Source organism: Streptomyces anulatus (assembly GCF_014650675.1).
Classification (GTDB): Bacteria; Actinomycetota; Actinomycetes; order Streptomycetales; family Streptomycetaceae; genus Streptomyces; species Streptomyces anulatus.
The window spans coordinates 384,687-400,806 of sequence record NZ_BMVK01000005.1 but is presented as its reverse complement, the minus strand read 5'-3'; the positions used below and the strand labels follow the sequence as shown (position 1 = coordinate 400,806).

15 protein-coding genes are annotated in these 16,120 nt (G+C 72.4%); 3 read left to right on the top strand and 12 right to left on the bottom strand.

Annotated features, from left to right (window positions below; genetic code table 11):
* The first annotated feature begins 35 nt into the window (after positions 1–35).
* Positions 36–1,115 (top strand): glycoside hydrolase family 5 protein, encoded by a 1,080-nt coding sequence (locus IE272_RS15880; RefSeq protein ID WP_056698989.1) that lies wholly within the window; start codon positions 36–38, stop codon positions 1,113–1,115.
* Positions 1,116–1,137: 22 nt separating this feature from the next.
* Here the strand turns inward: IE272_RS15880 and IE272_RS15875 are convergent, their stop codons facing one another.
* The 7 genes from IE272_RS15875 to IE272_RS15845 form a co-directional block, all read right to left on the bottom strand.
* A complete protein-coding gene (locus IE272_RS15875) occupies positions 1,138–2,172 on the bottom strand; it encodes an aldo/keto reductase (protein ID WP_057666588.1) in 1,035 nt (344 codons plus the stop codon).
* On the bottom strand, positions 2,169–3,545 hold the full coding sequence (locus IE272_RS15870; protein WP_057666586.1) for an LLM class flavin-dependent oxidoreductase: 1,377 nt from the start codon (positions 3,543–3,545) through the stop codon (positions 2,169–2,171). Before IE272_RS15870 ends, IE272_RS15875 begins: the two co-directional genes overlap by 4 nt.
* A 121-nt stretch (positions 3,546–3,666) precedes the next feature.
* Entirely contained in the window at positions 3,667–4,422 is a 756-nt protein-coding gene (locus tag IE272_RS15865; RefSeq protein WP_050357289.1) for an ABC transporter ATP-binding protein, read from the bottom strand.
* Positions 4,398–5,279 carry an ABC transporter permease gene (locus IE272_RS15860; protein ID WP_190007128.1) on the bottom strand — a complete coding sequence of 294 codons (882 nt, stop codon included), beginning with the start codon at positions 5,277–5,279 and terminating at the stop codon, positions 4,398–4,400. Before IE272_RS15860 ends, IE272_RS15865 begins: the two co-directional genes overlap by 25 nt.
* Before the next feature lie 34 nt (positions 5,280–5,313).
* Positions 5,314–6,399 carry an ABC transporter substrate-binding protein gene (locus IE272_RS15855; RefSeq protein ID WP_050357288.1) on the bottom strand — a complete coding sequence of 362 codons (1,086 nt, stop codon included), beginning with the start codon at positions 6,397–6,399 and terminating at the stop codon, positions 5,314–5,316.
* An 18-nt stretch (positions 6,400–6,417) separates the two neighbouring features.
* Complete coding sequence (locus IE272_RS15850; protein WP_057666584.1) at positions 6,418–6,921, bottom strand: flavin reductase family protein; 504 nt, start codon at positions 6,919–6,921, stop codon at positions 6,418–6,420.
* A gap of 415 nt (positions 6,922–7,336) precedes the next feature.
* Positions 7,337–8,641, bottom strand: coding sequence for an ROK family transcriptional regulator (locus IE272_RS15845; RefSeq protein WP_190007127.1), 1,305 nt, complete (start codon positions 8,639–8,641; stop codon positions 7,337–7,339).
* A gap of 535 nt (positions 8,642–9,176) precedes the next feature.
* On the opposite strand from IE272_RS15845, the gene IE272_RS15840 reads away from it, so the two are divergent.
* Positions 9,177–11,591 (top strand): DUF8508 domain-containing protein, encoded by a 2,415-nt coding sequence (locus tag IE272_RS15840; protein WP_190007126.1) that lies wholly within the window; start codon positions 9,177–9,179, stop codon positions 11,589–11,591.
* 89 nt (positions 11,592–11,680) lie between these two features.
* On the opposite strand, the gene IE272_RS15835 is transcribed toward IE272_RS15840, so the two are convergent.
* Genes IE272_RS15835 through IE272_RS15825 form a run of 3 tightly spaced genes read right to left on the bottom strand, consistent with a single transcriptional unit; the run spans position 11,681 to position 14,107 of the window.
* On the bottom strand, positions 11,681–12,589 hold the full coding sequence (locus IE272_RS15835) for an alpha/beta fold hydrolase (RefSeq protein ID WP_007449082.1): 909 nt from the start codon (positions 12,587–12,589) through the stop codon (positions 11,681–11,683).
* A gap of 22 nt (positions 12,590–12,611) precedes the next feature.
* Entirely contained in the window at positions 12,612–13,877 is a 1,266-nt protein-coding gene (locus IE272_RS15830; RefSeq protein ID WP_050357283.1) for a beta-ketoacyl-[acyl-carrier-protein] synthase family protein, read from the bottom strand.
* Complete coding sequence (locus tag IE272_RS15825) at positions 13,874–14,107, bottom strand: acyl carrier protein (RefSeq protein ID WP_032791027.1); 234 nt, start codon at positions 14,105–14,107, stop codon at positions 13,874–13,876. The genes IE272_RS15830 and IE272_RS15825 overlap by 4 nt, the downstream gene beginning before the upstream one ends.
* A 248-nt stretch (positions 14,108–14,355) precedes the next feature.
* On the opposite strand from IE272_RS15825, the gene IE272_RS15820 reads away from it, so the two are divergent.
* A complete protein-coding gene (locus IE272_RS15820; protein WP_050357282.1) occupies positions 14,356–14,802 on the top strand; it encodes a nitroreductase family deazaflavin-dependent oxidoreductase in 447 nt (148 codons plus the stop codon).
* A gap of 43 nt (positions 14,803–14,845) precedes the next feature.
* On the opposite strand, the gene IE272_RS15815 is transcribed toward IE272_RS15820, so the two are convergent.
* Both IE272_RS15815 and IE272_RS15810 read right to left on the bottom strand, forming a co-directional pair.
* A complete protein-coding gene (locus IE272_RS15815; protein WP_056698201.1) occupies positions 14,846–15,394 on the bottom strand; it encodes a hypothetical protein in 549 nt (182 codons plus the stop codon).
* Complete coding sequence (locus tag IE272_RS15810; protein WP_056698203.1) at positions 15,391–15,993, bottom strand: TetR/AcrR family transcriptional regulator; 603 nt, start codon at positions 15,991–15,993, stop codon at positions 15,391–15,393. The genes IE272_RS15815 and IE272_RS15810 overlap by 4 nt, the downstream gene beginning before the upstream one ends.
* Positions 15,994–16,120: the final 127 nt, after the last annotated feature.

Below are 16,120 nucleotides of genomic sequence, written 5' to 3'. Positions count from 1 at the left end.
TGGCGCCTCCCACCCCCTCCGAAGGGAGCACCACCATGCACCAGCGCACCACTCCCCCCACCGGCTCCACCCCCACGACCGGCCGCCGCAGAATGGCACGCAAGGCCCTGCTCGCCGCGTCCGCGCTCGGTGTCGTCACCGCGCTGATGGCTCCCGTCCGGGCGGGAGCCGCACCGGCCCCCGTCTCCCCCACCGCCGCCACCCCGCTCGCCGCCAACGGACAGCTCTCCGTCTGCGGCCGTCAGCTCTGCAACGACTCCGGCCAGGCGGTCGCCCTCAACGGGATGAGCACGCACGGCACCCAGTGGTACGCCCAGTGCGTCACGGACGGATCGCTCAACGCCCTGGCCCAGGACTGGCGTGCCGACGTGCTGCGCGTCTCCACCTACGTACAGGAGGGCGGGTACGAGACCGACCCGGCCGGATTCACCGCCCGTGCGCAGAAGTTCGTCGACGCGGCGCACGCTCGCGGCATGTACGCGGTCATCGACTGGCACATGCTCTCCCCGGGCGACCCGAACGCGAACCTGTCGCGGGCGAAGACCTTCTTCACGGCGATGGCGAAGAAGTACAAGAACCACCCGGGCGTGCTCTACGAGATCGCCAACGAGCCCTCGGGGGTGAGCTGGTCGGGCATCAAGTCGTACGCCGAGCAGATCATCCCGGTGATCCGGGCCCAGGACCCCGACGCGGTGGTGCTCGTCGGGACGCGCGCCTGGTCCTCCTTCGGGGTGTCCGAGGGCTCCGACGAGAAGGAGGTCGTGAACAACCCCGTCCGCGCCTCCAACATCATGTACACCTTCCACTTCTACGCGGCCTCGCACCGCGAGGAGTATCTGAACGCACTCGACCGGGCCTCCGACAAACTGCCGGTGTTCGTCACGGAGTTCGGCACGCAGAACTACGCGGGCGAGGGCGCGAACGACTTCACCATGTCGCAGCGCTACCTCGACCTGATGAAGCGCAAGAAGATCTCCTGGACCAACTGGAACTACTCCGACGACCACCGCTCCGGCGCCGTCTTCAAGACCGGCACCTGCAGCGGGAGCAACTGGACGGGAACCGGGGTCCTGAAGGAGGCCGGGGTCTGGATCCGCGACCGCATCCGCCAGTGACCCCGGCCCGCTTCCCGCGCCGTCAGGCCGAACGGCGGCGCAGGGAGGCGTCGGTGAGGACCGCCGGGGTGTAACCGGCGTCCAGCGCCGACAGGTTGACGCCGGGCGGGACGATCTCGTCGATCCGGTCGAGAACGTCCCGGCCGAGCTTCACCTTGTCGGCGCCGAGCTGGCTCTCCAACTGCCCGAAGGTCCTCGGCCCGATGATCGCCGAGGTGACCACCGGGTGCTCCAGTACGAAGGCCAGGGCGAGTTGGACCAGCGTGAGACCGGCCTCGTCGGCGAGGACGGCGAGCGCCTCGGCGGCGGCCAGCTTGGCCGCGTTGCCGGGCGCGGCGATGTCGAACCGGGCGGCCTGGCGCTCGGCACGGCTGGAGGCGGGCTGCTCGGCGCCCGTACGGTAGCGGCCGGTGAGCCAGCCGCCGGCGAGGGGGCTCCAGGACAGCACACCGAGCCCGTACCGCTGCGCCACCGGCAGCACCTCGCGCTCGATGCCCCGGGCCAGCAGCGAGTACGGGGGCTGCTCGGCGACGACGCGCTCGCGGCCCCGGCGCTCGGCGGTCCACTGGCCCTCGACGATCGCGGAGGGCTCGAAGGTGGAGGTGCCGATGTAGCGGATCTTGCCCTGGTGGACCAGGTCGGAGAGCGCACCGAGGGTCTCGTCGAAGTCGGTGTCGGGTTCGGGGCGGTGGACCTGGTAGAGGTCGATCCAGTCGGTGGAGAGCCGGCGCAGACTGTTCTCGACCTCGCGGATGATCCAACGGCGGCTGTTGCCGGACTCGTTGGGGTCGTCGCCGAGCCGCCCGTGGAACTTGGTGGCCAGCACCACGTTGTCGCGGCGGCCGCCCGCCAGCGCCTTGCCGACGATGGTCTCGGACTCGCCACGGGAGTAGACGTCGGCGGTGTCGACGAAGTTGATGCCGGAGTCCAGGGCGTGGTGGATGATCCGGATGCTGTCGTCGTGATCGGTGTTGCCGCGCGCACCGAACATCATGGTGCCCAGCGCGAGGGGGCTGACCTGGACGCCGGTGCGGCCGAGGTTGCGGTATTCGGTCATGCGGCACTCTCCTCGACGAGCCGCTCCGGGGTGCCGACGGCGTCGAAGAGGCGGTTGGCGGGGCGCGGCAGGCCGTAGTGCCCGCGGAGGGTGGAGCCGGTGTACTCGGTGCGGAACAGGCCGCGTTCCTGGAGGATCGGGACCACCCGGTCGACGAAGACCTCCAGGCCCGAGGGGAGCACCGCGGGCATGATGTTGAAGCCGTCGGCGGCCCCTCTGTCGTACCAGTGCTCGATGGTGTCGGCGACCTGTTCGGCGGTGCCGGCGAAGGTGCGGTGGCCGCGTCCGCCGCCGAGCCGCCCGATGAGCTGCCGTACGGTCAGATGCTCGCGGCGGGCCAGCTCCACGATGAGCGTGTAGCGGCTCTTGGCGCCCTCGATCTCGTCCTCGGTCGGGATGTCGTCGGGCAGTTCGGCGTCGAGGTCAAGGTCGTCCGGGGCGATCCTCAGGCGCAGGGCGAGCTGCCGCTTGGCGTACTCGGGGACGATGAGGCGGTCCAGTTCGGCGTCCAGTTCGTGCGCCTCGGCCTCGGTGTCGCCGATGACGGGGACGATGCCGGGCAGGATCTTGATGGAGCCGGGGTCCCGGCCGAGGGCCGAGGCCCGCGCCTTGACGTCCCGGTAGAAGGCGGTGCCCTCCTCCAGGGTCTGCTGGGCGGTGAACACGGCCTCGGCGTACCGGGCGGCGAAGTCCTTGCCGTCCTCGCTGGACCCGGCCTGCACGAGCAGCGGGTAACCCTGCGGCGGGCGCTGGACGTTGAGCGGCCCGTCGACGCGGAAGAACTCGCCCCGGTGGTGGATGGCCCGGACCCGTTCGGCGAGCGCGTGGACGCCCTTCTCCTTGTCGGCGACGACTGCGTCGTCCGCCCAGCTGTCCCACAGCTTGGTGGAGACCTCGACGAACTCGGCCGCGCGGCGGTAGCGCTCGTGGTGCAGCGGGGTGTCGTCCAGGCCGAAGTTGCGGGCGGCGTCGGCCCCCGCGGTGGTGACGATGTTCCAGCCGGCCCGGCCGCCGGAGACGTGGTCCAGGGAGGCGAACCTGCGGGCCAGGTTGTAGGGCTCGTTGTAGCTGGTGGACGCGGTGGCGATGAGCCCGATGTGCTCGGTGGCCCCCGCGAGCGCGGTGAGCAGGACGGTGGGCTCCAGCTTGGCGGCGGGGCGGCGTCCGGGGTCGCCCATCAGGACCGGGCTGTCGGCGAGGAACAGGGAGTCGAGGCGGCCGCGTTCGGCGATCCGGGCGAGGTTCTTGTAGTGCGCGATGTCGGAGTCGGCCTCGGCGGGGCTCTCGGGGAGCCGCCAGGACGCCTCGTGGTGCCCGGTGGACATGAGGAAGGCGTTGAGGTGGAGCTGCTTGCGGGGTCGGGCGGAGGACATGGGTGTCTCCAGGGAGGTGCGGGAGGTGATCCCGGACGGGTACGGGGAGGTGAAGCCGTACGTCGGGGGCCGCCGGGGTCCGCGACGTACGGGGTCGGGTGGGTGGCGGGCGGCCGGCGGTTCAGCCCGTCGTCGGCAGCGGAGGCTGAGCCACCCCGAGGGCCGTGAGCAGGGTGTCGCGGTACTCCTGGAAGCGGGCGTCCCGGCGGGAGCGCGGGGTCGGCAGGTCGATGGCGAGGTCGACGGAGATCAGACCGTCCTCCAGGACCAGGACCCGGTCGGCGAGCTCCACGGCCTCGTCCACGTCATGGGTGACCAGGAGCACCGCGGGGCGGTGGCGCTCGTACAGTTCGCGCAGCAGGCCGTGCATCTTGATCCGGGTCAGGGCGTCGAGCGCCCCAAACGGCTCGTCGGCCAAAAGGAGTTCGGGCTCACGGACCAGGGCGCGGGCGAGTGCGGCGCGCTGTTGCTCGCCGCCGGAGAGCTCGTGCGGCCAGGAGCGGTCCCGGCCGGCCAGGCCCACCTCCTCCAGGGCGGTCAGGCCGCGCTCGCGGGCGCCGGGGCCGCGCAGCCCGAGGGTCACGTTGTCCAGGACGCGGAGCCAGGGCAGCAGCCGGGAGTCCTGGAACGAGAGGGACACCCGTTCGGGGACGACGAGTTCACCGGATCCCTCGACGGTGTGGTCGAGCCGGGCGACGGCCCGCAGCAGGGTCGACTTGCCCGAGCCGCTGCGGCCGAGGAGGGCGGTGAACTCCCCCGGCGCCACCGTCAGGTCCAGCTCCTTCAGCACGACCCGGTCGCCGAACCTCCGTACCAGCCGGGTGGTGCGGACGGCGGGCGGGGCCGTGGTGATCAGCCCGCCAGGGTGCGTCGCCATGACAGGACCTTCCTCTCGATCGCACGCACTCCCGCGTCGGAGGCGAAGCCGAAGATCCCGTAGGCGACCAGGCCCACGATGATCACGTCGGACTGGGCGTACTGCTGGGCCTGGAACATCATGTAGCCGATGCCGCTGGTGGCGTTGATCTGCTCGACGACGATCAGGCCGAGCCAGGACGAGGTGACGCCGAGCCGCAGGCCGACGAAGAAGCCGGGCAGCGAGCCGGGGACGACGACCTTGCGCAGGAACTGGGCGCGGCCGAGGTCGAGCCCCTCGGCGAGTTCCACGTACCGGCTGTCGATGGAGGTCAGCGAGGCGTAGGTGTTGATGTACATGTTGACCGCGACGCCGAGTGCGATCACCGTGACCTTCATCTGTTCGCCGATGCCGAGCCAGAGGATCAGCAGCGGCAGCATGGCGAGCGAGGGGATGGCGCGCTTGATCTGGAGGGGGCCGTCGAGCAGGTACTCCCCGCTGCGGCTGAGCCCGGCCGTGACCGCGAGGACCACTCCGGCGGTGACGCCGAAGAGGAGACCGAGTCCGGCGCGCTGGAGGGAGATGAGGACGTTGTCCTGGAGCCGCCCGGTCGATACCAGGTCGGCGGCGGTGGAGAGGACGCTGCCCGGTCCGGACAGGATGCGCGGGTCCAGGTGGCCGGAGGCCGAGGCCGCCCACCACAGGGCGACGAGCAGGACGGGGCCGATGAGCCGGCCGAAGGGGACCGCCCGCCCGGGGCCGAGCCGCCTGCGGGTGCCTCGGGCGACGGTGGGCCCCGCGTGAGCGGTGTCCTCGGCGGGCGCGCCCTTGATGAGCAGGGCGGGGCCGGAGCGGGCGGTGGGCAGCAGGTCGGTCATGTCGTCCCCCACGCGGCTGTTACGGACTGATCGTTCACGGCGTCTCCCGGTACGCGGCGGGTACGGACTCGGCCGCCAGGCCCTCGAAGCGGCGGTCGAAGAGGTCGGAGACGTCCTGCTTCGGCACGAACCCGCCCTCGGCCATCAGGTCGGCGGTCTCCTGCTCCCATGCGATGGCCTTGTCCCAGCTGACGGGGAACTGCGGCTGGTGGTGGGAGGAGACGATGCGCCGGCCGTCGGCCTCGGAGACGCCCTGGTCCTTCACGTAGTAGGTGTCGATCCACTCGTCGGAGTTCTCCCAGGCCCAGACCAGGCCCTTGGCCCACAGCGGGACGAAGCTGCGGACGGCGGCGGCCCTGGCGGGGTCGTTCAGGACCTCCACCGGGGCCCACAGCACGGTGAGCAGGTCCACGACGTCGGTCTTGAGGCCGATGGCGCCGTCCTTGCCGTACTGGTCGAGGTACTTGGTGAGGGTCGGCTCGCCCAGCGGGGCCACGTCGACCTGTCCGGACTGCAGGGCGGTGAGGAACTGGGTGCTGGGCAGGGCGACGAGTTCGACGTCGCTGTTCTTCAGCCCGGCCTCCTTCAGGGCGCGCAGGACGACGACGCCCTGGGCCTGGCCCTGCGAGAAGCCGATCTTCCTGCCCCGGAAGTCGGCTGCCGACGCGATGGAGGAGCCGGGTGCCGTCGCGAAGGTGTAGATGGGCCGGGGCCGCACCTGTATCGCCACGATCTTCGTCTTCACACCGATGGCCTTGGCCTGGATCGGTGGAATTCCGGCGTTGGAGGCAAGGTCGATCGACTGCGCCCGGAATCCCTGGATGATGTCGGGTCCCGCGGTGAGGTTCGGCCATGCGGAAACGGTGAAGGCGAGATCCTTCTTCAGACCGGCCGGTTCGAGCTGGAGTCGGGTCGTGCGGACCGCGACGGCCAGTTTCGTGCCCGGCGGTGGGGCTCCCGAGGGGAGTTTTCCGGTGGGTTCGGAACTGGCCACCGTCGCGACCCCCGGGGAGCAGGCGGCGAGGCCGAGAACCGATCCGGTGGCGAGGGCGAGAAAGGACCTGCGGTCCACGGTTCGCGCGGTGGTGGCGGAAATATCGTTGGTCCGGTGACGAGGCATGGGGTGCGTTCCTTGGTCTCAGAGGGAGTGGTAGGCGCCGTCGTGGAACAGCAGCGGGGCCCGATCCTCGTCCAGCCAGGAATCGGTGACCCGGGCGATGACGATCCGGTGGTCCCCTGCGGGCACGATCCGCTCGGTCTCCAGGCGCAGCCAGCCGGCCACTCCGTCGAGCACCGGCTCGCCCTCCGGCAGTCGCCGCCAGGCGGTGGGGGCGGCGAACCGGTCGATGCCGCTGGTGGCGAAGGTACGGGCGAGTGATTCCTGGTCGGCGCCGAGGAAGTTGACGACGGTGGAGGCCGCCGCCTCGACATGGGGCCAGGAGGAGGCCGCGACACCGATGCCGTACGAGACCAGGGGCGGGTCCAGGGACAGCGAGGTGAGCGAGGTGGCGGTGAATCCGACGGGTCCGCGGCCGGAGTCGGCGGTGACGACGACCACGCCCGCCGGATAGCGGCGGAACACCTGCTTGAAACGGTCGGGGGCGTAGACGGGGGCATAGGAAGGCACGGTGATGGTCAACATCTCTCCCGGAGTGGAAGGAGGGGAATGCGGAAAAGGGCACACAGAAGCACCGAAGCGCGAAACACAGGCGAACAGGCGCACAGGCACACAGGCGCACAGAGGAACGGGCGGGCAGCACGGATCACACAGCGGGAAAGGAAATTCCCCGCGCGGGTCGACCAGTGACAGAAGCCGCCTGGAAGTCAGCCGGGTTTATCGGGAACCCGGACAGCGGAGACAACGACAGGCCCGGGAGAGGAAACTCACCGGCGCAGCCGTGCGACAGCGGCGAGCCGTGCGGGGCACGCTCTGCTGAATACGCTGTCGGCTGGTCATGAATCCATTGTCCTTTGAGGTCATCGGGCCGGTCAACAATGCAACGTTCTGAATTAAGTCGGCTTCCGCGCCGGCCGCGGACCGGGGTCGGCCGGTGCGGTCAGGACACCGCGGGCAGTGCGGGCCAGGGCCCCAGCGGGTCGTCGTACAGCGCGCCGAGCGCCACCGCGCCGCCCGCGGTGGCCAGCACCGATCCGGTGAAGCTGCTCGGCACCACGGTCCGTTCGGGGTCGTCGCAGACCCACGAGCGTCTCGCCACCTCCGCCCGCAGGTCCGCCAGACACTCCGGCAGGCGGCCCGCTCCCGGCTCGACGACCACGAGGACCTCCGGGTCGAACATGTCCAGCAGCAGGGCCGCCGCCCGGCCGACGAGCAGGGCCCGGCGGCGGAAGAGTCCGAGGGCCCGCTCGTCCCCGGCCAGGGCTCCGTCGAGCAGTTCGGCGAACGAGCCGACGAACAGGCCCTGTTCGGCAGCCCGGCGCACCATGGCCCGCTCGGAGACCTCCGACTGGAGGCAGCCGGTCCGGCCGCACGAACAGGGCTCGGCACCACCCGATCCGCCCGAACCCAACGGCAGATGGGCCACACTGCCCGCACCGGAGCGGGGGCCCAGATGCATGTTCCCGGAGCTGGCGAACGCCGCGTCCACCACGGCGCCGACGAAGAGCAGGACCGTGCTGACCCGGGTCGACGCCTCGCCGAACAACTGCTCGGCGCGCGCCAACGCCCTTGAGTGGCTGTCCACATGGACCGGCAGACCGGTGGCGGTTTCGAGGATCTCGCGCACCGGGACGTCCCGCCAGCCCAGATGCGGATGCTCGACGACGACCCCGGCGGCGGGGTCCACCCGGTGCCCCGTGGCGAAACCGAGGGCGAGGACGGTCCGGCCGGCGGCATGCTCCTCGACGAGCCGGGGCAGCCGGTCGGCGAGGTCGCGCAGCAGGGCCGGGCCGCTGGAAAGGCCGCGCGGGGACCGGCCGAGGACGGTGGCGTACGGACCCGTCGCCCCGAGGGCGTGCGGCTGCCGGTCCTCGGCGACGACCCGGCCGCGCAGGTCCATCAGCGAGACGGTGGAGTGCGCGACGGCGACGTGGGCCCCGGCGACCAGATAGCGGCCGGTGTCGATCTCGACGGGGATGTGGGGACGGCCGAGCCCGGTGGGCCCGGCGGTCTCCGCGCCCTCCCGTACGAGCCCGCGCGCCAGCAACTGCCCGACGTGCCCGGTCACCGCCGCCGGGGAGAGACCGGTGAGCCGGGCGACGTTGGACCGGGCGACGGGCCCGTGGTCGAGGATCGCGCTCAGCACGGAGCCGGTGCCGGAGACTCGGCGGGCGGGGCCTGCCGCCGGGATGTCCGAGCGGCGCAGCGGGGCAGGACGGCGGGCGGGCACGGGCGGACGCTTCACAGGTGTCTTCACAGGTCCTCGATGGCAGCGGGCCGTGCGGGAAGGCGTCCGGACGGAGCCTCGTGCCGGGGACCCGCAGGCGCCGGGCCGGAGCGGGTTCGGCTTCTCCCGTGGAACGGTCGCCCCGGGTACGCACACCGGAAGGGCTCCGGCGGCGGTCGCGCCGGGGCGGATTGCGGTCAGACCCGGTGACACGCCGCGGAGCACACGCGCTTCAGGTCGACATGACCTCGCGTCGTCAGGTGTGCGGATCGCTGCATGGCGCGCAACGTAGCCGGAACGGCCTAACCCGGTCAAACCGCTGACCGCATCGTGGACGGCCGTCTCAGCAGGGCGTGTTGCCCATCATTGCCGCACGTGACAGGCGTGTGGCGGGCACGCGGCAGGCGCGCGAAGCGGGCGTCCGGCGAGCCGTGCGGGGCGGGTGTACCCGCCCTCCATCCGGATGATGCCGGGAATTAACCGATGATGCCTTGTCACGCCCTGTTCTACGCGCATAGTTTTTGGCCCTACTACTCAGTTGGGGGCACCTCCCGTGCAGATACACAGATCCGGTTCCGTTCTGCTGACCGGCGCCGTCGCCGTCGCTCTCGCGGTGACCGCCCTGCCCGCCGCCGCCCAGGCGGCCCCGTCCGCCACCGCCGTCATCTCCGAGGTGTACGGCGGCGGGGGCAACTCCGGCGCGACGCTGACCCGGGACTTCGTCGAGCTGGCCAACGCCGGCTCCGCGCCCTTCGAGGTCGGCGGCCTCAGCGTCCAGTACCTGCCGGGCAGCCCGTCCGCCGGCTCGCAGTGGCAGGTCTCCGAGCTGTCCGGGGCGATCGCACCCGGCGGCCGCTACCTGGTCGCACAGGCCGCGGGAACCGGCGGAACCGTCGCGCTGCCCACCGCCGACGCCACCGGCACGGTCGCCATGGCGGCGGGGAGCGGCACCGTCGCCCTGGTCTCCGGGACGGCCCCGCTCACCTGCAAGTCGGCGGCGGACTGTGCGGCGGACACCCGGATCGTCGACCTGGTCGGCTACGGCTCCGCGGTCGTCCGGGAGGGCAGCGGCCCGGTCCCCGGCGCGTCCGCCACCGCGTCCGTCGCACGGGCCGCCTCGCTCGCCGACACCGACGACAACGCGGCCGACCTCGCCGCGGGCGCCCCGACGCCGGTCAACACCAAGGGCGAGACGTCCGGCGGCGGGCAGGAGCCCGAGGAGCCCGGCCCCACCGAGCCCGGCGACGTACGGATCCACGACATCCAGGGCACCACCCGTGTCTCCCCGCTCGACGGCACGTCGGTGACCGGCGTCCCGGGCGTCGTCACCGGGGTGCGGGCCAGTGGCTCGCGCGGCTTCTGGATCCAGGACACGGCCCCCGACGGCGACCCGCGCACCGGCGAGGGCCTGTTCGTCTACACCGGCTCCACCGCACCGGCCGTGAAGGTCGGCGACGCGGTCCTGGTCAGCGGCAAGGTCGCGGAGTACTACCCGGGCACCGGCACCCAGTCCCTCACCCAGATCACCGCGCCCCGCTTCACCGTCCTGTCCTCCGGCAACGCGCTGCCCGCCCCGGTCGTCCTCGACGCCCGTTCGGTGCCCGGCCGTTACGTGCCCTCGGCGGACGGCGGGGCGATCGACGCGCTGCCCCTGGACCCGTCCCGGTACGCGCTGGACCTGTACGAGGCGCTGGAGGGCTCCCGGGTCGAGTTCGCCGACACCCGGGTGACCGGGGCGACGACCGCGTACGACGAGATCTGGGTGACCGTGAAGCCGAGGGAGAACCCGACCCGGCGCGGCGGCACGCTCTACGCCTCGTACGAGGACCAGAACACCGGCCGCCTCAAGGTGATGTCGCTGGACCCGGCGCGGCCGGTCCCGACGGCGAACGTCGGGGACGTGCTGAAGGGCCGCACCACCGGCGTGCTCGACTACGCGAGCTACGGCGGCTACAACGTGCAGGCCACCGAGCTGGGCACGGTCGTCGACAAGAAGCTGCGGCGCGAGGTGACCCGCAAGCAGAAGAAGGACGAGCTGGCGGTCGCCACGTACAACGTGGAGAACCTCGACGCGCGCGACGACCAGGCCAAGTTCGACACCCTGGCGGAGGGCGTCGCGGTCAACCTGTCCTCCCCCGACATCGTCTCGCTGGAGGAGATCCAGGACGACAACGGTGCGGTGAACGACGGCACGACGGGTTCCGAGGCGACGCTGAAGCGGTTCACCGACGCGATCGTCGCGAAGGGCGGGCCGCGCTACGCCTGGCGCTACATCGCCCCGGAGAACAACAAGGACGGCGGCGAGCCCGGCGGCAACATCCGTAACGTCTTCCTCTTCAACCCGCAGCGGGTCTCCTTCACCGACCGCGCGGGCGGCGACGCCACCACCCCGGTGCGGGCCGTCGACACCTGGAAGGGCGTCGAGCTCTCCGCGTCCCCGGGCCGGATCAACCCGGCGAGCCCGGCGTGGGCGGACAGCCGCAAGCCGCTGGTGGGCGAGTTCGTCTTCCGCGGCAAGCCGGTCTTCGTCATCGGCAACCACTTCGCGTCCAAGGGCGGCGACCAGCCGCTGCACGGCCGCTACCAGGAGCCGACGCGTTCCTCGGAGACCAAGCGGATCCAGCAGGCCGCCGAGGTCAACACCTTCGTCGCCGCGCTGCTGAAGGCGGACAGGTCCGCCAGGGTCGTCGCGCTCGGGGACTTCAACGACTTCGAGTTCTCCCCGACGATGAAGGCGCTGACCAAGGGCAGGGCGCTCAAGCCGCTGATCGCGACGCTCCCCCCGTCGGAGCGGTACAGCTATGTCTTCGACGGCAACTCGCAGACGCTGGACCACATCCTGACGAGCCCCGGCATCCGGCGCCCCGACTACGACGTGGTGCACATCAACGCCGAGTTCGCCGACCAGGCGAGCGACCACGACCCGCAGGTGGTGCGGGTCAAGGTCGGCGGCGGCTTCTGGCACTGAGGTACTGAGGCACGTCCTCGGCGGGGCGGACCGGATCGCCGGCCGGCCCCGCCGAGGTCGCGTTCAGGTCCGGCCCGCCGGGGCCCCGCTCAGGTCCGCCCGGCCGGGGCACCCGCCTGGCGCGGCAGGGTGACGGCACCGGCCTCGTCGGCCACCGGCTCCCGCCCGATGAAGAACCGGGAGACCAGCGAGGCCACTTCGTCGGCCCGCTCCAGGACCACCCAGTGGTCGGACTCCCCGATCGTCAGGAACCGGCTGCCCTCGATCGTCGCGGCGAACTCCCGCTGCCGCGCGGGCGGCGTCACCGTGTCGTGCTCCCCGGCGAAGACCAGCGCCGGTACGCCGGTGAGCCCCCCGGAGAAGTCGGGCCGGTCGGCCAGCGCCCGGTACAACGAGTCCGCCGCGTGCGGCGAGTGGGTGAGCGCGTGCAGGAAGGAGCGCCGCACATACCGGCGGGCCAGTTCCCGCCGGTGTACGTGGCGTTCGGGGTCCAGGCACATCAGCGCGTCGGCGGCGGTCGCGGCGAACCCCTCGCGGTCCCCGGCGGCCAGTTGCTGCCGGGCCCGCTCCCAGCAGGCGACCTGGACCGCGTCGATGTGGACCGGGACCCCGCCGAGGGCCAGGCGCGCCACCCGCTCCCGATGGCGGCGGGCGAAGCCGAAGGCGATGGCGGTGCCGTAGGAGAACCCGAAGATGTTCAGCCGGGGCGCGCCGATGTCGTCGGCGATGCCGAGCACGGCCCGGCGCAGCAGATCGGCGCTGGGGCCGGGCGGGAGCGGGTCGGCGCTGCCCATGCCGGGCAGATCGGCGGTGACGACGTCGGTCGCCGGGCCCAGGTGGTCGTCCATCTGGGGCCAGCCGAACATCCCCTGGAGCGCGCCGCCGAGAATGAGCGTCGGTTCGGTGGCCGGGGGCTCACCGGGGTGGGCGCCCGGCAGGACGCGGTAGCTGTAGCGCACTCCGTCGACCGACAGGGTCCGGATGATCTCCTCGGGCATATGCTCCTGCGTTCCCTTCCGCTCAGGCCCTGGTGAGGACGAGTGCCGCGTTGTGGCCGCCGAAGCCGAGCGAGGTCTTGACGGCGCAGTCGAAGGAGGCGCCGCGGGCCTCCTTGGCCACCACGTCGATCGGGATCTGCGGGTCGGGTGCGTCCAGGTTGACGGTGGGCGGCACCAGTTGATGCTGGAGGGCGAGCACGGTGAGCGCGGTCTCGATGCCGCCCGCCGCGCCGAGGGTGTGGCCGGTCATGGCCTTGGTGGAGGTCACCAGGGGGCTCTCGCCGAGGACCCGGCGGAGCATCGTCGCCTCGATCAGGTCGTTGGAGAGCGTCGAGGTGCCGTGCGCGTTGACGTGCCCGACGTCGGCCGGGGAGAGGCCGGCGTCGGCGAGCGCGGTGCGCAGGGCGCGTTCGATGCCGAGGCCGTCGGGGTCCGGTGCGACGGCGGAGTGGGCGTCGCTGGAGGCCCCGTAGCCGCTCACCCGGGCGCGGACGGTGGCGCCCCGGGCGCGGGCGTGGTCCGGGTGTTCCAGGACGATCAGCCCGGCGCCCTCGCCGACGACGAAGCCGTCCCGGTGGGTGTCGAAGGGGCGGCAGGCGCTCGCGGGGTCCTCGCGGCGTGTGGAGACGGCCTTGAGGCTGCAGGCGCTGGCGATCAGGAGGCGGGTGCAGGTGGATTCCGCGCCGCCCGCGACGACGATGTCGCAGGCCCCGGAGCGGAGCATCTGGTGGGCGGTGCCGATGGCGACGGTGCCGGAGGAGCAGGCGGTGGAGACGGCCTGGCTGGGCCCGTGGACGCCGAGGTCCAGGCTGACGCTGCTGGCGGCGCCGTTGACGACGCTGAGCGGGGCGAGCTTCGGGGAGACCCGGCGGGGCCCGCGCCCGGCGAGGGCGGCGTGCTGCTCGTCGTAGAAGGGCAGTCCGCCGTGGGCGGAGCCGATGACGACGCCGACCCGGCCGCTGTCCCAGACGGCCGGGTCGAGTCCGGCGTCGGCGACGGCCTCACGGGCGGCGATGACGGCGAGCTGGGCGAATCGGTCCATCAGCCGCTGGGCTGCCACCCCGAGGACCGCTGCCGGGTCGCAGTCGGTGACGGAGTAGAAGAAGTCGCAGGGCAGACCGTCCAGTTCGGGCCGGGGGCCGACGGCCGGCACGAGGCCCTCGGTGACGCCGTGCCAGGCGGCGTCCGCTCCCGTACCGGCCGCGGTGACCAGGCCGACGCCGGTGACGGCGGCGGCGAACGGGGCGAGCGGCGCCCGCCGGTAGGACCGGCCGGTGGCCGCGCTCACGCCGAGACCTTCCCGTGAACGGCCTCGACGAGGCGGCCGACGGTGTCGCGCGAGGTGAGCGCGACATCCTCCAGGTCCACGTCCAGCCGGTCCTCGATGAGCAGCCGCAGCTCCTCCAGCGCGAGGGAGTCCAGCCGCAGCCGGTGCAGCGGAACATCGGGGCGGATGGCCCCGGGGTCGGTTCCGAACTTCGTCACCAGCAGGGCGCTGATCTCTTCCGAAGTGCTCATTCGGCTCTCCTGGGCTCGGTGACGCGGTGACGCCGGCCGCGTTGTGAGGGGAGGTGGGGGGAGGGGCCATCGGGGGACGCCGGCTGCTCCGGAAGGACCCTTTATACGCCTTCCCGGGCGGGTTCCCGGTCCGCGTTCCCCCGTGCGGTGGGAGGGCTGTCCAGGTGTACGAATCCCGGGTGCGGCTCGGGCGGATGCCAGGATGGGGGCGCAGCCCGTACGGGACGGCACGAGAGAAGGAGAAACCGATGACGGCCGAGCAGGACGGCGACGCGGAGGTCGCGTCGAGCCCCGCCGACTGGGTCGCCCGGCAGGCCGAGCTGTACGAGTCCTCCGGCGGCACGAAGGGCACCACCCAGCTGGGCGTGCCCTGCCTGCTGATGGACTACGTCGGCCGGCGCAGCGGGACGGTGCGGCGCACCGTGCTGATGTACGGGCGGGACGGCGAGGACTATCTGATCGTGGCGTCCAACGGCGGCTCGGACCGCCCGCCGCTGTGGTACCTGAACCTCCAGGCGAACCCGGAGGTCGAACTCCGCGTGGACACCGAGCGGTTCGGCGCCGTCGCGGCGACGCTCCCGGCCGAGGAGAAGGCGCGGGTCTGGCCGGGGCTGGTGGAACTGTTCCCGCGTTACGGGCAGTATCAGGCGGGCACCGAGCGGGACATCCCGGTCATCCGGCTGACGCGGCGCTGAGACGGCGGGGTGACCCGGCGCCGGCCCGTGCCGAGCGCCGGGTTCACCGCTCCGGGAGCAGGTGGGCCAGCAGCAGCTTGATCACCAGGACGGGGGCGAACCAGGCCAACTCGCCGGGGACGGCCACCGAGGTCGTCGCGGCGGTGATCGCCAGGGCGGAGACGGCGAAGGCGACCGGTCGCCGGAGATCCGCGGGGGCGAGCAGGACGCAGGCCGCCCCGGCGAGCGTGAGGGCGTAGACGACGGCGGCGGAGATCCAGCCGAACCCGGGGACGAGCAGGGCCAGGGCGAACGGCTGGACGTGGGCGGCCACGAACGCGAAGTGGTGGAGCCGGGAGCGCCCCGGCCGGTGGAACCGGCGCTTGGCGGACCGGGTGGCGTTGACGACCGTGCCACCGAACAGATCGAAGGCCACCACCGCGATCACGGTCAGCGCCGGCCAGGCGTACGGGGCGCGCAGGGCGAGGGCTGTCGCGAACACGGTGCCGGCGAGCGCCCCCGCGTAACAGATGATCCGCTCGCCCCGCTCGGCGTCCGGGGCCACCAGCAGGGCGTCGATCCGACGGGCCGCCGTGACCCCCGCGGCCCTCATTCCGCTCCCCCGCGTCGCAGCCCCGCTACGCACACGTCGAGGAGAGGCGCCGTCAGCTCCGCGACCGGCAGCGTGGGATCGACGATCCACTGCACCAGACAGCCCTCGATCGCCCCGACGACGACCGTCGCGTGCCCCGCGCCCACCCCGGCTCGGCAGACCCCCTCCGCCTCGGCATCGGCGAGCAGCTCGGCGATCACCGCGCGGTACTCCCGGTACACGGCCGCGATGTCCACCCCGGAGGCGGCTCCCTGCCGTCCGGCGGCCCACAGGTCGATGAGGATCCGGGCGAGTTCGGGCTCGGCCACGACCATGTCCAGCACCGACCGCACCAGCCGGGCAAGCCGCTCCAGTCCGTCTCCCGGGCCGGTGCGGGCCTGCTGGATCACCGCCCGCGAGTGGGCTCTGTACTCCTCGAAGGCGGCCGTGAGCAAGGCGTCCCGGCTGTCGAAGTGGAGATAGACGCTGCCCTTGGCTACGCCCGCTTCCCCGGCGACGTCGTCCACCCGGGTCGCGGCGAATCCCTGCCGGGCGAACACCCGCACCGCGGCCTTCAGGATCAGGTCCCTGCGCGCCGCCGGATCGACTCTTCTGGCCATGCCGTAGCCCCCTGCCGAATGACTGACTGGTCAGTCATTCTAAGGCACGGTGCGACCCCAACTACCGCTGCCGCAACGGAAATCGGATCGGGCCGCACCTTCGCACGCGGGGTGGGGAGACACCGGC